Source organism: Streptomyces sp. CA-288835, from assembly GCF_050936385.1.
Taxonomy (GTDB): Bacteria; Actinomycetota; Actinomycetes; order Streptomycetales; family Streptomycetaceae; genus Streptomyces.
The window spans coordinates 3570994-3590953 of the sequence record NZ_JBNJMW010000001.1; the positions used below are offsets into that span (position 1 = coordinate 3570994).

Below are 19960 nucleotides of genomic sequence, written 5' to 3' on the forward strand. Positions count from 1 at the left end.
CTTCGGAATGTCGAACAGCATCATCCCGTTTGAGGCCCCGGTGTCCGAAAAACGATGGTCGTAGAACTTTCAAGTTTGGTCCCGCGTAAGCATTCACGGGTGATCGCCGGTTGGCAAGATGTGACCGTCGACGAATTTCTATGCCACATGCCGCAAGAATATTGACAGTGAATTGACAGGAATGAGGGGGTTGACGGCGCCGAGGTGTGGTGTTCGTAGCGGTTTGTGCGCTAAATGCCCAGAAGGTGGGCGCAGCGCGCCGTATGCGCACTGCGCCCTATCGCGCTCTACTCTGCTCGCAACCTATCGAGGCCTTATCTGTTGATGCCACGTGTCAGCCACGAGTCAATGGACGCTTATTCTTCCGTGCATCCCGCGTAGACCCCGGCGGCCCTGTTCGGTAAATCGGACGTGGCGTCATCCTTGTTGAAATTGAATTCCGCGGATTAGGGTGACAGGCGCACTCTGGTTCGTGTTGCATGCGAGGCCGTCCCCCTGGAACCCGGACCGTTCGCTCGCTCCGGGCGTACCGGAAGTGAACCCCCCATGCCCGATTCAACGTCGAAGACCGTTCCCGAGTCCGCTGGCTCCAGACCCGCCGCGGCACCATCGGCGGCAGCGAAGGGCGAGGCGCCGCGGGTCGCCGTCGCGAGCCTGATCGGCACCACGATCGAGTACTACGACTTCGCCGTGTACGGCACCGCCGCAGCGCTCGTCCTCGGACCCGCCTTCTTCCCCTCCGACAACCCCACCGCTTCCTCCCTGGCCGCGTTCCTCACGTTCGCCGCGGCCTTCCTCTCCCGCCCCCTCGGCGTCGTACTGTTCGGCACGATCGGTGACCGGCTGGGCCGCCGACGGGCCCTGGTCCTCTCGCTGCTGCTGATGGGAGTGGCGACGGTCGGCGTCGGACTCCTCCCGACGTACGAGTCCGCCGGACTCCTCGCTCCCGTACTGCTGGTGACGCTCCGTCTGCTCCAGGGCGTGAGCATGGGCGGCGAGTGGGGCGGTGCGGTACTGCTCGCCGCGGAGCACGCGCCACCCGGACGCCGCGCGCTGTACGCGGCCATCCCGAACGTCGGCCCCTCGCTCGGCTTCCTCCTCTCCACCGCCGTCATCCTGCCCACCCTCAACATCGCGGGCCAGGACGGCTTCGCGGACGGCGCCTGGCGAATCCCGTTCCTGCTCAGCGTCGTGCTCTTCGGGATCGGCCTGTGGGTCCGGTCGAGGGTCTCCGAGTCACCTGTGTTCAGCTCGGCGGCCGGCCCTACGGCATCCGCACCCGTGTCCCGCTTCCCGCTCGGCACACTCATCAAGCAGCACCCCGGTCGGCTCCTGCTCGGCACCGGCGCGGCGATCGGCGGCTCGGCCGTCTACTACCTGACGATCGTCTACAGCCTGTCGTACGCACCTCAGGCACTCGGCATCTCCCGGAACACCATGCTGACCGCAGCGAGCATCGGCGCGGCAGCCGGAATCGCCCTCACCCTCCCGGCTGCCAGACTGGCCGACCGGATAGGCCGCCGCCCCGTCATGCTGACGGGAGCCATCGGCAGCGTGCTGTGGGCCGTCCCGATGTACGCCTCGCTGAGCTCACGAAACGCCCTGCTGATCACCGGCGCGTACGCCATCGGCCTCATGCTGCTGGCCCTGATGTTCTCCCCCATGGCGGCCTTCCTCGCCGAACTCTTCCCCGCCCGCCTGCGCTACACCGGAGCCTCCGCCACCTTCATCCTCGCCAACACCCTCGGCGGCGGCTTCGCCCCCAGTATCGCCACCTGGCTGAACAGCCAGTGGGACTCCCCGCTGGTGCTCGGCTTCTACACCGGCGGCCTCTGCCTGCTGAGCCTCGTGTGCCTGCTGGCCCTGCCTGAGACTCGGGAGGACGCATTCGATTCCTGACGGGTCGGGTCGTATGCCTGCCGTCTACGGCTGGATCCAGCGCCGACGATGTCCTGACCCTGTGGCACCAACTCGCCGTGCTGCAGCGCCAGTTCGTCGTGCGCGGCGCGCGGTGCGCGGTGCGGTTCACGCGGGCACGCCGTAGTCACCCGTCGAGATCGGCTACCACGGCGTAGTGATCTGACGGGGCCGGATCGCCGGTGCCGGCCAGCGCCGTGGCCCGGAAGGCGAGGGGATGGCCGGGGGTTCCGGAGCGGGCAAGGACGTGATCGATCCGCCCATCGGCCAGCCACTCGTCGGGGCCGACGAACGGGTTGTCAGTGGTGAAGGTGTAACCCGGCTCACCGGGATGTGTGGTGGCCCAGGCATCGACGAGAGCCTGGGCCAGGGGCTGGAACTCCGGTGTGTCGGGCCGCGAGTTGAGGTCGGCGGCAAGAATGACCGGCAGCGGTCCGTCGAGCGCCGGGTCGGTGAGGAGTGCGGCCAGGGCGCGGTTCTGGGCGAGCCGGGCACTCTCACGTTCGGCCTGCCAGTCGGGGCAGGCGGTCACGACGTGCAGCGGGCCGGCCGGGTGGTCGAAGGTGACCACGAGTGCGGCCGAGGGTTCACCGAGTTCCGGTGGGCTGCCGTCGGGCCCGTCGGGCAAGAGGTGCAGCCGGTGCCTGAGGACGGGCCACCGCCCGAGCACCGCCAGGCCAAACCGGACATGCTCGGAGTCACCTGATTCGGGCTGTGGCATCCGGCTCCGGCCGAAGACCGCGTGAAGACCAAGTGACGTTGCCAACTCGTCGGCCTGGCCTCCCTCTTGAGTGCTCCACGTCTCCTGCAGGCACACGACATCGGCTTGCAGCGTCTCCAGGGTCGCCAGAATGAGCGGAGCCCGCTCGCGCCACGGCCCGAACCGACCCCAGACGTTCCAGGTCATTAGGCGCATCCCGCGAGACTAGTGCCTCAGGTCTGACGCTGCGTCACCTGACCGGTGAATGACTACGGCTGCCCAACGAGGACGGAGCTTCCGGTCCCCGTCCACCCTGACGACCTGATGCCGTAACCCTCTTGTGGCCCGAGGGCCATCGCCGCTCTTCCTGGCCTGAACGCCGTTGTTTGCGGTGCTTGATCTGTGGACGTTTTACGTTCTACTGTCCTTCGAACGCTCCCACTGTGCCGCCCGCTCCATCGTCGTACGGGGAAGGCGTGCACACCTTCTGTTCCCCCACATGTACGCGGTGCTCCTCCTCTATCTGTGAGGGATACAGAGCCATGCGAGGGTTTCTCACCACCAAGGCCGCCAGGCGCACCCTGCGTCCGATCGCCGACCTCATCGATCAGCGCATCGAGAGGCGAATCCGCCGCTCCATCAGGGACCCCGACGGGGAACTGCAGCGCGAGCTGGCGGCGCTGCGCCGGCGCCAGGAGCCCCTCGAGTTGCTGTTCAACGCCACAGGGCGCGGAGTGTCGCGACTCCCCGCCGACGTCCATCTCAAGCGCGGCATCGACGAGTTGGCGCTGATGACCGGGGACAGCGACGACGCGGAGCGCAATATCGCCCAGGCGTTCCGGTTGCTCATCGCCCTGGAGGCGCTCGGAGTCGGCCGGATCGCCGGCGGCACCATGAACATCTGCGGCAAGCTCGCCGCCGTACCGCTGCTCGACCCGCCGAACGACGAGATCCTGGAGATCGGGACCTTGTACGGAATGTTCGGCGCGGCCCTGATCCGGATGATGGAGCGCGCCGGCCGCGACCCGAGCCTGACGATCGTCGACCCGCTCGCCGGCCTGCAGCTCCAGCCTGGCACCACCGAGCGAGGCGACCCGACGGGCACACCCGTGCGCGGGCCCGCGGTGCGCACCAATCTGGCGCTGGCGGGCACGGCCGGAACCGCGGCCCGCATCCAGCAGGGCTTCTCCGAGGACCCCGAGGTGCGCGCCCTGCTCTCCGACCGCTCCTACGGAGTGATCATCATCGACGGCGACCACTCCGCCCCCGGCGTCCTCGCGGACCTGGCATGGGCCGAGCAGATCATCGCGCCCGGCGGCATCGTCGTACTCGACGACTTCGGGCACCCCAAGTGGCCCGGCATCAAAGAGGCCTACGACAAGCACATGGCCACGGACACCCGGCTGACCTACCTCGGTCAGGTGGCGAACTCGGGCTATCTGCGCGCGAGTACGGAGAGCCGGGCCGCCTCGGTCTGACGAGGGTCGCCGTGTGACGTCCGGGCAGGACACGGTCCCGGCCGCCGCTGCTGGCGGTCACGCGTCGGCCGGGGCCCCGCACGCGGGAGTCCGGCAGCAAATCGCCCCTTGACCTGCACAATTGCAGATCAGGGGGCGACTTCGACACGAAACTGCGCCTCCCGTGATGCTCCCCGTCACCGCAGCAGCCCGAACGTCACCCCCGCCACCACCGCGCCCAGCACCGCTCCCGCCACGACCTGGGCCGGGGTGTGGTCGCGCAGTGCGATGCGGGACCAGCCGACCAGGGCGACCAGAGGGTAGACGGCCAGCAGCCAGGGGCCGTAGTCGAGAGCGAGGATGGCGATGCTGCCGGAGGAGACGGCGGCGTGGACGGAGATCTTCCAGGTGAAGGTGATGGCCATGAGGACGACCAGTGTGCTGACCATCGCCGCGATGAGCGCGATCATGGCCGAGGGGGCGTCCAGGACGCTCATCAGCAGGGTGCCGGTGGAGACCGAGCAGATGATGAAGACCATGACCACGAGCCGCTGCTGCCGCTTGCCGAGGTGACGGTCGGCCCAAGTGCCGCGCCGGATACCGAGCTTGATGAAGAGCACCGGGATGACGGCCGCGAACAGCGCGCCGAACAGCCCCCAGCCGACGCCGGCCAGTCCGTCGGTGTGCCAGCCGACGAGCAGGGTGACGGCGAGGATCCAGTTCTTCGGCTCGAGGTGGTCGGTGACGAGCCGGGCGGCGCGGGACTCCGGCGGTGCGGCGGAACCGGGTTCGGTGCTGGTCGCTGGTGTGCTGGTCACTGGGGGACTTTCTACTGGGAGGCGAGATCGCTGTCATGCGCGCTGTGCCCGGACGGGCTGTGTCCGGACGGGCTGTGTCCGGCCGCGCTGGGCCCGGACGCGCTGGGCCCGGACGCGCTGGGCCCGGACGCGCTGGGCCCGGACGCGCTGTGGGCACGGACGAAGTCCCGTACGGTGTCGCCCGCCCGGGCCACCTCGATCCGCTCCAGCCACTGGGCCTCGGCTTCGAGATCGAGGTCGGCGTCGTCGGCGTCGTCGCCCGCGGAGCCGAAGGTACGGCGCTGGACGGCGTCGTCGGGGGCCCGGTCGGCGAGCTTGGCGTGGCGGGCGGTCTCGATCCAGCAGGCCTCCGCGAGATCCCGCCGCCCCGCGGGCACGGCGGCCTCGGCGGCGTCCCGCTGGGCGGCCGAGACGTACGGCTGGAGAGCGAGGATCGCATCGCGGATCTCGACGACCTGGCGGTGCAGCCGCATCCGCAGCTCCCGGCGGCGCAGCTCTTCGCCCAGCACGACCTCGGGGACGGCCTCGGTCAGGTCCTGCCACAGGGGGCGCAGCGCGCGCAGGTACCGCCAGTGCCGAGCCGCCCGCCAGGCCACTCCGACGGCCGGTACGGAGCTGCCGACGAGGATCAGGCCGATGGCGGCGTGCTTCATCACGTCCGTGACCGCGCTCGCGTCCGCGTCGCTGCCGGGTCCGGTCACCTCGGTGAGGCGCAGTACGAGGTAGACGGCGCGGGCCAGCGCGTACGCCACCCCGGCCGCCGTGCCCGCGCCGAGCAGCCGCAGGCCGGTGCGCAGCCAGCCCGCGCCCGCGTGCCGGCTGGAGCCCCAGAAGAGCCAGGTGGCCATGGCCATCGCCGTGCCCAGATAGGCGAACCAGACGAGCAAGTAGGCGGTGGCCGGGACGGACCCGGCGGCGCGGTCGAAGAAGTCCTCGGCCTCGGTCCGGCGCGGTACGAAGGCGAACAGCACGGTCAGGACGGCCATGGTCGCCCCGGTGGCGGCCATCCGGCGCCGTACTCCGGTGCGGCTGTAGGGCCGGGATATGACGTAGACGAACTCCAGGACGGCGCCCGCCGCCGTGATGCCCAAGTAGTGCTTGAACAGGGTCGACAGGTTGTTGATGCCGGTGCCGCCGTCGATGGCGTCCATGACGGCCGGAGTGCGCAGGGTCATGGCGAGCGTCAGCGCAGCGAAGGCGATCCACAGGGTGCGCTGTTTCGATGACCGTACGGCCGAGGGGGCACGCCAGACGGCGACCGTCCACAACAGGACCAGAACCACGGTGGTCATACGCGTGCCCTCACGATCTGTGGCCCCTGTGGTCCCTGTGGTCCCGGGGAGTGTCCGAGGAGGTGCGGATGGGGTGGCCGAGGGCATCGCCGAGCCGTTCCAGCACGGGGTTCGTGGTGGCTTCGCGATCGAGGATGCGATGGCTGAGAATCGTCGCGAGAAGTTCGGCGTCCTTCTCCTCGTTGTCGCTGTAGCTCGTGCGCCCGAGGATGTGCAGCACCTGGTCGAGGTCGATCCCGAGATCGTCGTCCTCGTCCTCGCCGGCGCCCCCGTCGTCCTGGCCGTCCGTGGCGCCCGGCAGCAACCGGGTGGCGTACGCGGGCCGTTCGGAGTCCGGCCCGCCATGGCCGAGGAGCAGGTGGGCGAGCTCGTGCAGCACGATCTGGAGCTTGTGCAGGGCGCTGGTCGCCGGCTCGTAGAAGATGAGGTCAGCTCTCTCGGTGGCCACCAAGACCCCGCAGGGCATGTTGCTGTCCGGGGCGCCCTCCAGGGCGACCAGGCGCAACGGACGGCCACGCTGGGCGGCGATCCCCTCGCACAGGGCGTCGAGGTCGAAGGGGCGCGGGATGGCGACCACGTCGGCGGCGGCCTCGCAACGGGCGCGGCGGCGCGTGATGTACATGCGGTCCTCGCTGGCCGAGCAGATCTTGGCTGGCCGTACGTCCCGGGTGTCCATGACATTCCGCCGAAGCGTTGTCCGCCAAACGGAGCGAACAGATGTCCGCGCGAGCCTAAGCGATGGTGTGCACACGCTCAAGTCACACCGAGGCGACCACCCCGCGCACCGGCGCATTCCGGCCGCGGGCGACTAGCACCTCAGCACGGAGCGTGCCGACCACTCAGCACCGCGCGTCCCTCGTGTACCAGGAGACCCGGGCCTCAGGACATCGCGTCCCTCGTGCGCCAGGGGTCCCGGGCCCCAGGCCCGACCCCAGACCCTCGGGGGTCCTTGCGGTATGAGCGCCCGATCAGGGCGCATGGTCCCTCAGGACTTCGCATCCCGGGTGCCGCGGCCGGGCGACGGCTCCGGCAGCCCCTCCAGCTTGCGTGCCTGATCGATGACTCCGCGGATCGCCTGGATGCTGCCGGCCGACAGGCCGTTCATACGCAGCGCGACATCCCGTACGTCACTGTCCTCAAGGATCTTCACCAGCTCCCGCTGAGCCCGGGTCAGCTCGACCCGTTCCTTGATCCGGGCGAGCTTGGCGTCGACCCGCTCGGCCACCGCGTCGTCGAAGAAGTAGGTCACGGGGACGCCGAAGAAGCCCGCGATCACGGTGAGGGTGCTGACCTTCGGATCGACGATCTCGCCCTTGCGGATCTTCTGGATCGTGGCATGCGACACCGTCGGCCCGTCCGGCCCGGCCTTTGTGCGGATCCCCTCGGCGATCTCCATATAGCTGAGCGGGCCCCGGTCGGCGGGATGGACCGTGCCGATCAGGTGGTCGAGCTTCTGGGCGATGGTGCGCCCGCTCGCCGGATTCCGGCTCTCCACCCGATCACCCCTTGCCGCTGACACCGTCGACAACACTGGTCGCTCATCGCGGCCACGCCTTCACTGCGCGCCTTCACTGTGCACCCAAGTTTACGGAGGAGGATAGCGGCGCGAGTACGTAAAGTCTGATTGACAAGCCGAAGGCACCTCGGCATGCTGAGGGAGTGCCCGTAAAACAAAGTAGATGGGCGCCGCGTGCGGTCCAAAACGGGGGAACGCATGCGGCACCCATCTACAACGGGGGGCGGGCCACGGGGGACGGGACGGGTCGGGAGCACGGGGGGAGCTCCCGACCCTGTGTGGTGCCCATCACGGGCGACCGCTTGGGGATGCGAAGCCCCCTGAAGGAAGCCCGAGACGGCACCTGGGCACCGAAGAACACGAGCCGCACTGCGCCGCATCTCACGAACCCAGACCTTGAACGTTCCGCCACAACGCATGGACCCGGGAGCGAATCACCCTCTGACCTGCACAAACACAGATCAGAGGGTGAGTTCGGACGGGTAGGAGGCCCGTCAGTCGTGGGGGGTGGCGATGGCGGCGAGGTGCGTGCCGGGGCGGACGGAGAGCCCGTTCATGTTGTAGATGATCTTTCCGGTGGCGATGGCGGTGATCTTGTGCTCGGCGCCGTCGACCGGATCGATGATGCGGCCGATGGTCTGTCCCTCGGTCACCTCGTCACCGGTGGCCGCGTCCGGGTACCAGAGGCCTGCGACCGCAGACTCGACCTCGCCGGTCCAGATCCAGTCGCGCGGCTGCACGGTCACCGGTGCGAGGTGCTGCGGCGCCTCGATGGCACCGAGGTGGTGCAGGATCCGGTACAGGGCGTCGAGCAGCCTGCGCACGGTGGCGGGGTCGCGGTCGCCGAGTTGCCCGGTCTCGACGAGGATGGCGGGGAGGCCCTGCCGGTTCGCCGCGGCGTGGCTGTTGCCGCCGGCCGGGCTGGTGCCGAAGATGACGCGCTCGTAACCGACCGCGTGGGCCATCGCCTTGTTCTTCGCGTCCAGCTCGTCGTCGCCGGTCAGGCGGTAGCCGACGAAGTCGAGCAGATGCTGGTCGATGCCGCCGCTGTGCAGGTCCACGTAGGCGTCGGCGCCGTCGATCACGTACTCGAACAGCCAGGCCGCCATCCGGTCGGTGGGGCCGCCGTCCTTGTCCCCGGGAAAGACGCGGTTGATGTTGACGCCGTCCAGCGGGGAGATGTTGAGCCTGCCTCCGTAGACGGCCGGGGGGTTGGCCACGGGGCAGATCACCAGCTGGCCGGCCACCTCGTCCGGTTCCAGCAGCCCGGCCAGGCGGGTGGCCGCGTCGACGCCGATGAACTCGCCACCGTGGACGCCACCGGTGATCACCACCCGGGGGCCGGGTCGGGATCCGTTGACGAGGATCAGGGGCACCTCCACTGTCGTGGAGCCGAGGTCGGCCGACAGGCTCCCGCGGGTCTTCTGGCCGGGCTCAGCCCTCAGCGCGCCGATGGTCAGGGTCATGGCTTTCCTCGTTCGGGCTCAGGCCGTGGTGCGGCCGTTTGTGGTGATGAAGTCGATCGGCTGGGAGGTGCGGCCTTCCAGGGCGAGGTCCGCGGCGATGTCGCCCATGGCGGGCGAGAGCTTGAAGCCCTGGCCGGAGAAACCGGCCAGCAGGACGATGTCGTCACAGCCCGGCAGGGGGCCGACCAGCGGCCTGGTGCTGTCGGTGTAGCCCTCCATGAAGACGGACAGGCGTACCGGATCGGGGTTCAGTCCGGGCAGGTGGCGCCGCACCACCGTGGTGAAGGACTTCAGTTCCTCCGGTGCGACGGTCCGGTTCAGGCGGTTCGGGTCGTCCACGGGCTTGTGGTGGGGCTGGGGCAGACCGAGCTTGACGGTCAGGCCGTCTGGGGACGGGATGCCGTAGAAGGGGATGTCGCCGCAGCGGATGAAGGCGGGACGCTCGGTGTCTGCCGGGTGGTCCTCGTGGGGCAGGAACCAGGCGCTGATCGCGCGGTAGACGTTCACTTCCCACGGCAGGTCGGGCAGCAGGTCGCCCGCCCAGGGGCCGGGGGTGACGACGGCGGCGTCGAAGCGCTCGGTGTCGGTGTCGGTGCGGATCTCCACGCCTCCCCCGGGGACGGGAGTGACTTCCCGCACCGGGGTGTAGCGGCGGATTTGGGCGCCCAGTTCCTCGGCACGTCGGGCCGCGGTCTGGACCGTCAGCTCGGGGCGGATGAAGCCCGCGTGGGAGTCGAGGAGCACCAGGTCTCCGTCGTCGACGCGGAACTGCGGGAAGCGCTTGGCCATCGCCTCGGCGTCGATCACCTCGTGTTCGAGGCCGTGCTCGGCGATGCCGTCCATGACGGTACGCATCTCGGGGTCGTCGGCCGGCCCCATGACCAGGGCTCCGGTCAGGCGGCGCAGTTCCCGTCCGGTCTCCGCCTGCAGCTGCTTCCAGAGAAGGTCGGCGTGCCGGACGAGCGGCACATAGCGGCTGTCGTGGGTCTGCACGCTGCGGAAGACCCGGGTCTCACCGCCTGCGGCGCTGCGGTCGTGGCCAGGCGCGAACCGGTCGTAGCCGACGACCTCCGCGCCCCGGGCCGCCAGCCGCCAAGCGGCCTGGCTGCCCATCGTTCCCACACCGACCACGGCGACACGCTTCCTGGCAGCTGACACGGGGGTTTCCTTTCGTATCGCCGGGCCGCAAGCTGGGTCCCGAGCGTGAGGATGCCTGGTGGCGACTTGGAGGGGGCGCGCCCTTGGAGCCCCAACGCTCGCATTCGTCCCGGGTGCGGGGATCCACCCCCACCCCACCCCTCAGACCCCTTCGCCGTGCCACATTGTGGTACACCGTGCTGGTATTTGGCACAAAGAGTGGCAGCGGCTCAGGGGGGAGTCAAGAGATCCAGCCGATGGCCGTGTGACTCGACCTCACCCCGCCCGTGACCTTGCTCGGTCGCTTCTTCTGGGCTCCCGGGGGCGGCTCTCGCTACAGGACGACCACGGGGGCCAGTTGGGATCGGATGGTTCCTGCGTGGGGCCGCAGAGAGCCGTCGAAGGCGGCGGATCCGATGGTGAAGGCGTCGGCTCCGGCTGATGCGAGTGCCTGTATCTGGTCGGTGCTGGTGATGGAGCCGGCGATGACCAGGCGGCCGGTGGTGGCGGCGCGGGCGGCGCGGACCAGGTCGAGTGGGTCGGCATCGGTGGCGCGATAGGCGAGAAGGTCGACGCCGGCGCAGCCCGCCGCTTCCGCTCGTCGGCAGTCGTCGGCGATGCGGTCCGGGTCGCCGGCGAGGCGGGTGGGGTGCCCGAGGGGTTCTCCGGCGAAGGGCAGGTAGCCGATGGACGTGCCCTGCAGGAGATCGAGGGTCTCCTTGATCCAGGTCCCTCCCATCAGCCAGTCGACGCCGAGTTCGGTGGCTGTCCGTACGGAGGCAAGGGCCTGGTCCCGGTCGGTGCTGACGACTTCGAGGTAGGTGGTGGCGCCCATGTCCTTGATGCGGGCGTGCAGTTGGGTGAGGGTGTCGCGGTCGACGCCGATGTCCTTGAATCCGATGTGGGTGATGCCGAGGTCCTTGATGGTGTCGAGGACCTCGAGGCAGTCGGTGACGGTGCGGTCGTCGCGGGTGAGCATGAAGATGAAGTCCACGGTGTCCTTCGGCTTTCGGTTCCGGGGTGTGAGTCGGTGGTCAGGGGCGGGCCGGTGCCCCTGCGGACAGGCGGTCGGCGTGAGTCAGGGCGGTGAGCAGGCTGGTGTGGTCGGCCGTGCCGAGACCCGCGATGTCGAAGGCGGTGCCGTGGTCGACGCTGGTGCGGACGAACGGCAGGCCGATGGTGATGTTGACGCCGTGTTCGATCCCGAGGTACTTGACGGGGATGAGGCCCTGGTCGTGGTACTGGGCGACCACGGCGTCGAAGGCCCCGGCGCGCGCTCGCATGAAGACGGTGTCGGCGGGCCAGGGCCCACTGGCCTGGATGCCTTCGCTCTGCGCGGCTTCGATGGCGGGGGTGATGATGTCCAGGTCCTCGCGGCCGAACAGGCCGTTCTCCCCTGCGTGGGGGTTGAGGCCGGCGACGGCGATGCGCGGGGCGGGCAGACCGCCGCGCTGGAGCGTGCGGTGGGTGAGGCGAATGATGTCGAGTTCGCGTGCGGTGGTGATCGCGTCGATCGCGGTGCGCAGGGACTGGTGCACGGTGACCAGGACGGTCCGCAGCTCGTCGGTGGCCATCATCATCGCGTAGTCCTTCGTGCCGGACAGGTCGGCGAGGATCTCGGTGTGCCCGGGGTAGGGCACGCCGGACATGCGCAGCGCTTCCTTGTTGATCGGCGCGGTCACCAGGGCCCGTACCTCGTGGGCCATCGCGAGCTGGATACCGCGGCGGACGTACTGGAAGGACGCCGCTCCCGCGCGGGCGTCGAGTGTGCCCCAGCGCAGGTCGGCCGGAAGGCCGTTCTCGGTGAGGACGTCCACCGTGCCGGGCGCGAACGCCGCCTGGTCGACGGATGCGATCGGGCGAACGGTGAGGTGTGTTCCGGCGACCCGGTCGGCGCGGGCGAGGACGCCCACGTCGCCGATGACGACGACGGGCACGGTGCGCCGGGGATCGGCACACGCCTTGAGGGTGATCTCGGGGCCGATTCCGCAGGGGTCGCCCATGGTGATGGCGATCGGGGTCATGCGTGCTCTCCTGGGTCGAGGGGATGTCGGATGAGGTGGCACAGGCGCAGGAGCGTGGCGTCGTCGCCGAAGCCGCCCGCCTTGATCAGCACGGGGAGGGGGAGCTGCCCGAGGAGCGTTCCGCGGGCGACGCCGGGTTCGGGTTCGTCGAGCAGGCCGATGCCGGTGGCACCAAGGGTCTGGAGCACGGTCGCGGCCGTTTCTCCCCCGGTGACGATGAGCGCGTCGATCGTGTGCTCTTCGGTGAGAGCCTGGACGACTGCTGCCAGCGAGCGGGCGAGTGCTTGTGCGGTCTGTGGCGTGTGGCGTTCTTCGGGTGTTTGCAGGGTGAGGACGGGGGCCGTCAGGCCGCGCAGCGTCTCCACTGCCGTGGCCGGATCGCCGCTGACGGTGATCCCTTGGACATCCGCCCGGGCGCGGAGCGCGGCCAGCTGCCGCCGGGTCGCCGGGTTGGCACTGCCGACGACGATCAGTGGGCGTCGGGCGGGCGCAGGCACCGAAGTAGCGCTGCCGGCAGCGTGTGCGCACCTTCGGGCCAGGGCGGCCGCCAGCCCTGGGGAGCCGACCCACAGCACGTCGTCGAGTCGCGGCACCGCTGCGACCAGGCGGTCGAGGTCGCCGTCTTCGGCGGCGGAGTAGACGATCAGGCCACCGTTGCCGATCAGTTCGGGCAGCTCGGCCGCCCGGCCCGGCCCTGCCACAACGGCCTCCGGGAACAGCGTCGCGAGGTCCGAGCACCGCACAGGGTGTACCGGGTCGCGTGCGAAGTCGCTCTCGTGGACCGGTACGCCCCGCACGTACTGGACCCCTTCCACCGTCACTCTGCCCTCCGCGGGGAAGGCCGGGGCGATGACGACGGTCCGCCTCCGCGATCCCGCCCATGCGGCCCGGACCTCTGCCGCGACATGACCGCGCAAGGTGGAATCCACCGTCTTGAAGAGCAACTCAGAGCCGGCAAACAGGCGGGCCGCCCGCCACGTACGCGAAGCGGCAGCCTCCTCGTCCAGCACCCGGCTCCCGAGGTCAACCGCACTCACGCCCACGGCGTGCCCCGGCACGCCTGCCGTGGCGGAGAGCAGGATCCGGGCGTCGTGCCCGGCCCGGCGGAACGGCGCGGCACCGTCCCCTGCACTGGTGAGGTCATCCGCCAGGATGGCGATGCCCGACCGCTCGTCGTTGCGGAATGTCATGCCCCACCTCTCCCTTGGTCAGCGTTTCCGTGACTGGATCTATAGTCAGGCAGGCAAAAGAGCTGGACAAGCGATTCATTCTCACAAGACCTGTGAGTAAAATTCACGTATGCGATGGTCGGGTCTACCTCCTCTGAATACTCTGCTGCCCTTCGAAGCGACCGTCCGGCACGCGAGCATGACCGCGGCGGCGCAGGAGCTGCATGTGACGCACGGCGCGGTGAGCCGACAGGTCCAGAACCTGGAGCGGTCCCTTGGGATATCGCTGTTCGAGCGGCAGACACGCGCCCTGCGCCCGACCCCGCAGGCGCGCCAGCTGGCGGCCGTCGTCAGAGACGCACTCGATCAGATCGATGCGGCCGCCCGGCAGATCGCACAGCGCACACCCGCAGGACCGCTCACCCTCTCGTGCGAACCGACACTCCTGATGCGGTGGCTCATTCCCCGGCTGCCCGATCTGGCCGCAAACGTGCCGGACGTCACCGTCCATCTGTCCGCAGGCGGCGGCCCCGTCTTCTTCGAGCGGGACGACATCGACCTCGCGATCCGCCGAGACGACTTCCCGTTTCCCGAAAAGGTGAGCCGGACCCGCTTGTTCGCAGAGAGGATCGGACCCGTCTGCCGACCCGATCTCGCTGCCCGCCTGACCGGCGCCGGCATATCGGAGGTAGCCCTTCTGCACACCGGTACACGACCGCAGGCGTGGGACGACTGGCGAGGCATCACCGGCATGAAAGCAGAGCCCGCCTCCCAGCAGACCCTGGAGCACTTCTACCTGACTCTCCAGGCTGCCGCGGCCGGCGTCGGGGTCGCGATCGCCCCGTATGCCGTCGTCCGCGACGACCTGGAGCGAGGGCAACTCGTCGCACCCTTCGGTTTCGTCCCCGACGGCACCAGCTACCACCTCCTCAGTCGTCAACCACCCGAGCAAGACGTACGCGTCCGCCGGCTGACGGCATGGCTGCGGGCCCAGACGACCCAGCTCGAAAGCGATTCCGAAGAGGTGTGACCACTGGGCTTGTCGGACCTTCGTTGCTTGGTGTCCCGTCTGGTTGCCGGCGCAGTTACTGAGGTTTTCAGGGCGGGGTCGGTGATGTGAAAACCAGGCCGGCTCTCGCCGAACGGGCGCTGTCTGCGCGAAGACGCCGGATCAAGAAGAAGACCGGCCTCTTGCGGTGAACCCGCGCCGGTCGCCCGCGCTCCGGTGCGGGCCTTCGCCCTCTGCCACCGCGCCGTACGGGCCCCTCCCGGCAGCGGCAATCCCGCGCAGCAGAAGGCTCACTCGGCGCTACGAGGTTCACGGCGCCGGTACGGCACCGATCTGCTGCATCACCCCGAGGAGATCGGGCTGGCCCCGTTCGCCGACGATCCGGCCGTCGGCCAGGTAATAGAAGTTCATGGCCTGCACCGAGATCTTGTTGCCGCTCGCCGGGATCCCGAAGAATTCACCGTCGTGGGTTCCCCGCATGGTGAACCGCGCGGCCACTGTCTCGCCTTCGGTGACCGTCTCCTCCAGCGTCCACTCCACATCCGAGAAGCCGCCGCGCATCATCCCGAGGACTTCCAAGTACCCATCGGGCCCCCGCAGTGGTTCCGGGTGGCTTGGCGCGTGGAACGCCGCGTCCGGAGAAATGACCTCGCGGGCGAGATCCTCGTTGCCCGTGTTGATGAACTCGACGAAACGGTTCATCACTGACTCGGTGGACTGCGATGGCATCTTGCTGTGCCTCTCCAGAGACGTTTGAGCGGGTACTTGCGAGCGTAACATCGAATCGATGTTCACATCGATTCGATGTTACGCGTGCGAAGATGGACTCATGCTGGAACTCGCGATACTCGGCTTCCTCGCCGAGGGACCCCTGCCCGGACACGAGCTGCGCCGCCGCGTCTCACAGCTGACCGGCTATACGCGGCCGGTCAGTGACGGCAGCCTGTATCCGGCGATCAACCGTCTGACCAGGGCGGGCTTGATCGAGCGGCGCGCAGACCCGGCCGCGGGGGCGGCCCGGTACGTGCTCAGCCTGACCGCGGCCGGACGGGCCGACATGCTTCAGCGCCTACGCAAGCCCGCCGACCACGAGATCACCGACTTCACCCGGTTCTACGTCGTCCTGGCCTTCCTCTCCCACCTGCCCGACGTGGCCGAACAGCACGCGGTGCTGCGCAGACGGCTGGAGTTCCTGGAAGAACCGGCGAGCTTCTTCTACGACAACGAGCGGCCCCTGCGTGCCGAGGAGATCGCCGACCCCTACCGGCGGGGCATGCTGCTCACCGCCCGCGCCACAAGCCGCGCCGAACGGACCTGGCTGCGCGAGACCCTCGGCGAGGAACCGCCCGCATTCGACACCGCATGCACCGACAGCGATCCACATGCGCCCGCCGCTGCCGAGAGCTGACTGCCCACGGAGGTACCCCCATGCTTGCTTCCTGGTACGACGACCAGGGCCCGGCCGTCGATGTCCTGCACGTCGGCGAACTACCTGATCCCGCCCCCGGCCCCGGTCCGGCATGAGGAGCGCGATCGCTTCTTGGTCGGGGCGCTCGGCGAGCGCGTGGAGCCGGTCCCGGAGCGTCGGGTTGCTGCGGATCGCACCCCGGAACCGGTCGCGATGCTCTTCTGGCACCTGCGCGAGCATCGCCTCGCGCATCTCCTTGAATTCCGCTTTGGGGAACGGCTTCTCGTCGATGCGCAGGCCGCGGTGCAGCACCTCGGCAGCGCCCACCGCCGTCAGGAGGTTGTTCTCGACGAAGCTGGTCGGCGCGTAGCGCAGGCCCAAGATCATGTTGGTCGCCGTCTGCAGGCGGCCGTGCGCCTCGCACCAGCGGGGCACGACCTCTTTGAACGGGAGCGACTCGCAGGTGAAGAAGACGCGGCGGTGGTCCGCGGCCTTTGCGTCGTGGTGGCCAAGCGCGGCGGGCGAGTAGAGCACGGCCGCGTGCCGGCGCGGCACGGGCCGGCCGTTCGGCAGGACCGACTCGGTCCCGGCCACCTCCAGCCGGAGCCAGATGACGCCGGCCGCGCGGTGCGTCGCCAGGGCGATCAGGTCCTGCACCCGGCTGGCAGTCTCCAGAGCCGCGCTCAGGTCGAACGGCTCGTCCCGTCGATCTTTCCGTCGGGAGCACCGAGGAAGCCCTCGAACACGGACGATGCCGCCCAGAGCCCCAGGTCTTCGACCGAGACCCCGGCCGCGGAGAATGCGGCGTCTTCCTCGCCGCTGACGTGCGCGCCGATGATCGCTGTCGTCGCCGCCACGGTCTGCTTGTCGGGGCTCTTCACCCGCGCGAACATGGTCCGCTTCCCGCCGGTGGGGACGCAGCCGAGGAGGGTGATCTCGCGCTGCTCGGCCGCGCCGGGGATGACGTCCCACGTCCTGGTGCCCTCGTGGTACGCGGTCACCCCAGGAGCAGGGTTCGACGTGATGCGGTCCTAGAACGCGCCGATCAACGAGAGGGAGAGGCCGCTCTCAGGGTCGTACGGAGCACGCCCGGGACCTGCTCGTCAGGGTCGTCCGGCAGCCACCACAGGCCAGCCCATTCGCCGGCCTCGTCAAGGTTCAGAGGATCGTCAGCCATCGTTCTCTGCTGCGGGGGACTACTTCTTCCCGCTTCCAGAGGTTCCTCCGTGCCGGAACTCCACCACATCCCCGTCCCGCATCACATAATCCTTGCCCTCCATACGCGCCTTCCCCTTGGCGCGCGCCTCGGCGACCGAGCCCGTTTCCACCAGGTCCTCGAAGGAGATGATCTCCGCCTTGATGAAGCCCTTCTGGAAGTCGGTGTGGATGACTCCGGCGGCCTCGGGGGCCGTGGCGCCCTTCTTGATGGTCCAGGCGCGGGATTCCTTCGGGCCGGCCGTCAGGTAGGTCTGGAGGCCGAGGGTGTTGAAGCCGACTCGGGCGAGTGTGGCGAGGCCGGGTTCTTCGGCGCCGACGGACTGGAGGAGCTCCAGGGCGTCCTCCTCGTCGAGTTCGGCGAGGTCCGCCTCCAGCTTGGCGTTGAGGAAGATCGCCTCGGCGGGGGCGACCAGGGCGCGCTGCTCGGCCTTGAAGGTCTCGTCGGTCAGTTCGTCCTCGTCGACATTGAAGACGTACAGGAACGGCTTGACGGTGAGCAGGTGCAGGTCGTGGAGGAGGGCCTCCTGGTCCGAGTCCTGCTTGATGCCCGCGGCGAAGAGGGTCTGTCCGGCGTCCAGGATCTCCTTGGCCGCCTCGACCGCGGCCACCTTCGGCGCCACGTCCTTCTTGATCCGCGACTCCTTCTGCAGACGCGGCAGGACCTTCTCGATGGTCTGCAGGTCCGCGAGGATCAGCTCGGTGTTGATCGTCTCGATGTCGTCCTTCGGCGAGATCTTGCCATCGACGTGTACGACGTCCTCGTCCCTGAAGGCACGGATGACCTGGCAGATCGCGTCGGACTCGCGGATGTTCGCCAGGAACTTGTTGCCCAGCCCCTCGCCCTCGCTCGCGCCGCGCACGATGCCCGCGATGTCGACGAAGTCGACGGTGGCGGGGAGGACCTTCTGCGACCCGAAGATCTCGGCCAGCTTCGCCAGCCGGGCATCGGGAACGCCGACCACGCCGACGTTCGGCTCGATCGTGGCGAACGGGTAGTTGGCCGCCAGCACGTCGTTCTTGGTCAGGGCGTTGAACAGGGTCGACTTGCCGACATTCGGCAGACCGACGATTCCGATCGTGAGCGACACGTTGCGACTTCCCGTAACTGAGATTGGAGGAGACCCGGGCGGACCGATCCACCAGTCTACGGCGTGTGTCGCCCCGGACCGGCGACGTATCGAACGCATGGCCAAGGTCGATCAAAGCGCGTGTCCCGGCAGCAATTCGACACATAAACCGACCTAAGTTGGATCAGTGGAGCAACACAGCACGCGTCCCCGTCAGCCCCGGCACCAGCCCCGGCCGCCGTCACGACCGCGAAGCGGCCCGCCCGTTCCCCCGCAGGCGGCGCGCGGCGGAGCCCGTACGCCCCAGCAGTTCCGACCAGGCGCCCCCCGAGGCCCGCTGCCCGTGTCCCCGCTGGTACGGGCGGTACGCAGGATGCCGAACCCGCGGCTCACCGGACTCGGCAGCGGCCTGTTCTGCCTAGCGTCGATGTTCGCGCTCGCCCTGCTCATCCGCCTGCTGTTCGGATCGTCACTCCTCGTCTACGGAGTGCTGTTCCTGCCGGTCTGCGCCCTGACCGCAATCTGGGTACGCCGAGCCGACCTCGTCACCGCACCCATCGCCGTCCCCATCGCGTTCGCCTTCGGCCTGCTGCCCATCGCCGACAGCGACGGAGGCTTCTGGGACGGGCTGATGGGCCTGTTCACCGCCCTCGCGATGCACGCGGGCTGGCTGTACGGCGGCACCCTGATCGCCGGCCTCATCGTGACCATCCGCAAGGTACGCATGATGAGCCGACGGGCGGCCCAGCGCCGGGCAGCAGCCCTGTCCCCGCGGCCTCCGGCCCAGAAGAGACGCCCGGCCCAGCCCAGGACGCAGGCGCTGCCGAGACGCCGCACGGCCTGAGGCGCGAGTCCGAGGTCCCAGGTCCCGTCTCCTGCAACAGCCGGCCCGCCCCCGTCTCCGACGAGCAACTCCAGAGTCGTACAAGACAGACCGCCACAGTCGTACGAGCCGGCGAGCCCCCGACCCCCCGACTCCCGACCGCTACCCGGCCTTCGCCGCCCGCATGGCCGCCCCCACGATCCCCGCATTGTTCTGCAACTGCGCCGGAACGATCTCCGCCTTGATGCCCTCGATCAGCGGCAGGAACTTGTGCGACTTGCGGCTGACCCCGCCCCCGATGATGAAGAGCTCGGGCGAAAACAGCATCTCCACATGGGCGAGATACTTCTGGACGCGCCGGGCCCAGTGCTCCCAGCTCAGCTCCTGGTCGTCCTTGGCCTTGGTGGAGGCATGCTTCTCCGCATCGTGGCCATGCAGTTCGAGGTGCCCCAGCTCCGTGTTCGGCACAAGGACCCCCTCTACGAAAAGGGCGCTGCCTATGCCCGTACCGAAGGTGAGGACGATCACCGTGCCCTGACGGTCACGCCCGGCGCCGAACCGCATCTCGGCCACGCCCGCCGCGTCCGCGTCGTTCAGGATCGTCACCGGGAGCCCGCCGAGCCGCTCGCTCAGCAGCTCACGCGCGTCGACGTCCACCCAGCCCTTGTCCACATTGGCGGCCGTACGGATGGTGGCGCCGCCGGTGACCACACCCGGGAACGTGACCCCGACCGGCCCCGTCCAGCCGAAGTGACCGACGACCTCCTTCACACCGTCGGCCACCGCGTCAGGGGTCGAGGGGTGCGGGGTGAGCACCTTGTGCCGCTCAGCCGCAAGGTCGCCCTGCTCCAGGTCCACGGGAGCGCCCTTGATCCCTGATCCACCGATGTCCACGCCGAAGATCTGCATGGGCCCACGTTACGACGTACGACTGACAGT

General features: G+C 69.1%; 19 protein-coding genes and 1 pseudogene. 5 read left to right on the plus strand and 15 right to left on the minus strand.

The annotated features are described in order from the left end of the window. Positions 1-546: 546 nt before the first annotated feature. Complete coding sequence (locus ACQEVY_RS15980; protein WP_432948939.1) at positions 547-1899, plus strand: MFS transporter; 1353 nt, start codon at positions 547-549, stop codon at positions 1897-1899. Positions 1900-2044: 145 nt separating this feature from the next. On the opposite strand, the gene ACQEVY_RS15985 is transcribed toward ACQEVY_RS15980, so the two are convergent. Beyond that, entirely contained in the window at positions 2045-2833 is a 789-nt protein-coding gene (locus tag ACQEVY_RS15985; protein WP_432948941.1) for an endonuclease/exonuclease/phosphatase family protein, read from the minus strand. A gap of 326 nt (positions 2834-3159) precedes the next feature. On the opposite strand from ACQEVY_RS15985, the gene ACQEVY_RS15990 reads away from it, so the two are divergent. After that, the gene (locus ACQEVY_RS15990; protein WP_432948943.1) at positions 3160-4095 is read left to right on the plus strand and encodes a class I SAM-dependent methyltransferase; all 936 of its coding nucleotides are present in this window, start codon (positions 3160-3162) and stop codon (positions 4093-4095) included. A 176-nt stretch (positions 4096-4271) separates the two neighbouring features. On the opposite strand, the gene ACQEVY_RS15995 is transcribed toward ACQEVY_RS15990, so the two are convergent. From ACQEVY_RS15995 to ACQEVY_RS16035, 9 genes are all read right to left on the minus strand, one after another. Next, entirely contained in the window at positions 4272-4892 is a 621-nt protein-coding gene (locus ACQEVY_RS15995; RefSeq protein WP_432948945.1) for a hypothetical protein, read from the minus strand. An 11-nt stretch (positions 4893-4903) separates the two neighbouring features. Then, a complete protein-coding gene (locus ACQEVY_RS16000) occupies positions 4904-6184 on the minus strand; it encodes an MAB_1171c family putative transporter (protein ID WP_432948947.1) in 1281 nt (426 codons plus the stop codon). Between the two features lie 10 nt (positions 6185-6194). Then, complete coding sequence (locus ACQEVY_RS16005) at positions 6195-6860, minus strand: hypothetical protein (protein WP_432948949.1); 666 nt, start codon at positions 6858-6860, stop codon at positions 6195-6197. 309 nt (positions 6861-7169) lie between these two features. Continuing rightward, positions 7170-7679, minus strand: coding sequence for an XRE family transcriptional regulator (locus ACQEVY_RS16010; RefSeq protein ID WP_432948951.1), 510 nt, complete (start codon positions 7677-7679; stop codon positions 7170-7172). A gap of 515 nt (positions 7680-8194) precedes the next feature. Then, entirely contained in the window at positions 8195-9166 is a 972-nt protein-coding gene (locus ACQEVY_RS16015; protein ID WP_432948953.1) for a succinylglutamate desuccinylase/aspartoacylase family protein, read from the minus strand. Positions 9167-9184: 18 nt separating this feature from the next. Further along, the gene (solA, locus tag ACQEVY_RS16020; RefSeq protein ID WP_432948955.1) at positions 9185-10324 is read right to left on the minus strand and encodes an N-methyl-L-tryptophan oxidase; all 1140 of its coding nucleotides are present in this window, start codon (positions 10322-10324) and stop codon (positions 9185-9187) included. Positions 10325-10637: 313 nt separating this feature from the next. Then, positions 10638-11297, minus strand: coding sequence for a HisA/HisF-related TIM barrel protein (locus tag ACQEVY_RS16025; protein WP_432948957.1), 660 nt, complete (start codon positions 11295-11297; stop codon positions 10638-10640). Positions 11298-11337: 40 nt separating this feature from the next. Beyond that, positions 11338-12327, minus strand: coding sequence for a 4-hydroxythreonine-4-phosphate dehydrogenase PdxA (pdxA, locus tag ACQEVY_RS16030; protein WP_432948959.1), 990 nt, complete (start codon positions 12325-12327; stop codon positions 11338-11340). Then, complete coding sequence (locus ACQEVY_RS16035; protein WP_432948961.1) at positions 12324-13517, minus strand: four-carbon acid sugar kinase family protein; 1194 nt, start codon at positions 13515-13517, stop codon at positions 12324-12326. The genes pdxA and ACQEVY_RS16035 overlap by 4 nt, the downstream gene beginning before the upstream one ends. Positions 13518-13626: 109 nt before the next feature. Between ACQEVY_RS16035 and ACQEVY_RS16040 the strand changes: the two genes are divergently transcribed. Beyond that, complete coding sequence (locus ACQEVY_RS16040; RefSeq protein ID WP_432948963.1) at positions 13627-14526, plus strand: LysR substrate-binding domain-containing protein; 900 nt, start codon at positions 13627-13629, stop codon at positions 14524-14526. Between the two features lie 288 nt (positions 14527-14814). Here the strand turns inward: ACQEVY_RS16040 and ACQEVY_RS16045 are convergent, their stop codons facing one another. Next, positions 14815-15207, minus strand: coding sequence for an ester cyclase (locus ACQEVY_RS16045; protein WP_432948965.1), 393 nt, complete (start codon positions 15205-15207; stop codon positions 14815-14817). A gap of 127 nt (positions 15208-15334) precedes the next feature. Here ACQEVY_RS16045 and ACQEVY_RS16050 point away from each other — a divergent pair, with 127 nt between their 5' ends. Then, on the plus strand, positions 15335-15913 hold the full coding sequence (locus tag ACQEVY_RS16050; protein ID WP_432948967.1) for a PadR family transcriptional regulator: 579 nt from the start codon (positions 15335-15337) through the stop codon (positions 15911-15913). A gap of 141 nt (positions 15914-16054) precedes the next feature. On the opposite strand, the pseudogene ACQEVY_RS16055 reads toward ACQEVY_RS16050, so the two are convergent. From ACQEVY_RS16055 to ychF, 3 genes and pseudogenes are all read right to left on the minus strand, one after another. Next, positions 16055-16570, minus strand: a pseudogene (locus ACQEVY_RS16055) (HEPN domain-containing protein); the annotation flags it as partial. 26 nt (positions 16571-16596) lie between these two features. After that, the gene (locus tag ACQEVY_RS16060) at positions 16597-16914 is read right to left on the minus strand and encodes a hypothetical protein (RefSeq protein WP_432948969.1); all 318 of its coding nucleotides are present in this window, start codon (positions 16912-16914) and stop codon (positions 16597-16599) included. A gap of 195 nt (positions 16915-17109) precedes the next feature. After that, positions 17110-18219 carry a redox-regulated ATPase YchF gene (gene ychF / locus ACQEVY_RS16065; protein ID WP_328768924.1) on the minus strand — a complete coding sequence of 370 codons (1110 nt, stop codon included), beginning with the start codon at positions 18217-18219 and terminating at the stop codon, positions 17110-17112. Between the two features lie 352 nt (positions 18220-18571). Between ychF and ACQEVY_RS16070 the strand changes: the two genes are divergently transcribed. Then, on the plus strand, positions 18572-19042 hold the full coding sequence (locus tag ACQEVY_RS16070; protein ID WP_432948972.1) for a DUF6542 domain-containing protein: 471 nt from the start codon (positions 18572-18574) through the stop codon (positions 19040-19042). Between the two features lie 141 nt (positions 19043-19183). Here ACQEVY_RS16070 and ppgK read toward each other — a convergent pair whose 3' ends face one another. Further along, on the minus strand, positions 19184-19930 hold the full coding sequence (gene ppgK, locus ACQEVY_RS16075) for a polyphosphate--glucose phosphotransferase (RefSeq protein WP_432948975.1): 747 nt from the start codon (positions 19928-19930) through the stop codon (positions 19184-19186). Between the last annotated feature and the right edge of the window lie 30 nt (positions 19931-19960).

Bases quoted from the DNA above. Each gene is read 5' to 3' on its own strand.
- ACQEVY_RS16000 (WP_432948947.1), bottom strand. From the start codon at position 6,184: ATGACCACCGTGGTTCTGGTCCTGTTGTGGACGGTCGCCGTCTGGCGT.
- ACQEVY_RS15985 (WP_432948941.1), bottom strand. From the start codon at position 2,833: ATGCGCCTAATGACCTGGAACGTCTGGGGTCGGTTCGGGCCGTGGCGC.
- ppgK (WP_432948975.1), bottom strand. From the start codon at position 19,930: ATGCAGATCTTCGGCGTGGACATCGGTGGATCAGGGATCAAGGGCGCT.
- pdxA (WP_432948959.1), bottom strand. From the start codon at position 12,327: ATGACCCCGATCGCCATCACCATGGGCGACCCCTGCGGAATCGGCCCC.
- ACQEVY_RS16070 (WP_432948972.1), top strand. From the start codon at position 18,572: ATGCCGAACCCGCGGCTCACCGGACTCGGCAGCGGCCTGTTCTGCCTA.
- ACQEVY_RS16040 (WP_432948963.1), top strand. From the start codon at position 13,627: ATGCGATGGTCGGGTCTACCTCCTCTGAATACTCTGCTGCCCTTCGAA.
- ACQEVY_RS16035 (WP_432948961.1), bottom strand. From the start codon at position 13,517: ATGACATTCCGCAACGACGAGCGGTCGGGCATCGCCATCCTGGCGGAT.
- ACQEVY_RS15980 (WP_432948939.1), top strand. From the start codon at position 547: ATGCCCGATTCAACGTCGAAGACCGTTCCCGAGTCCGCTGGCTCCAGA.
- ACQEVY_RS16015 (WP_432948953.1), bottom strand. From the start codon at position 9,166: ATGACCCTGACCATCGGCGCGCTGAGGGCTGAGCCCGGCCAGAAGACC.
- ACQEVY_RS15990 (WP_432948943.1), top strand. From the start codon at position 3,160: ATGCGAGGGTTTCTCACCACCAAGGCCGCCAGGCGCACCCTGCGTCCG.
- ACQEVY_RS16005 (WP_432948949.1), bottom strand. From the start codon at position 6,860: ATGGACACCCGGGACGTACGGCCAGCCAAGATCTGCTCGGCCAGCGAG.
- ACQEVY_RS16050 (WP_432948967.1), top strand. From the start codon at position 15,335: ATGCTGGAACTCGCGATACTCGGCTTCCTCGCCGAGGGACCCCTGCCC.
- ACQEVY_RS16045 (WP_432948965.1), bottom strand. From the start codon at position 15,207: ATGAACCGTTTCGTCGAGTTCATCAACACGGGCAACGAGGATCTCGCC.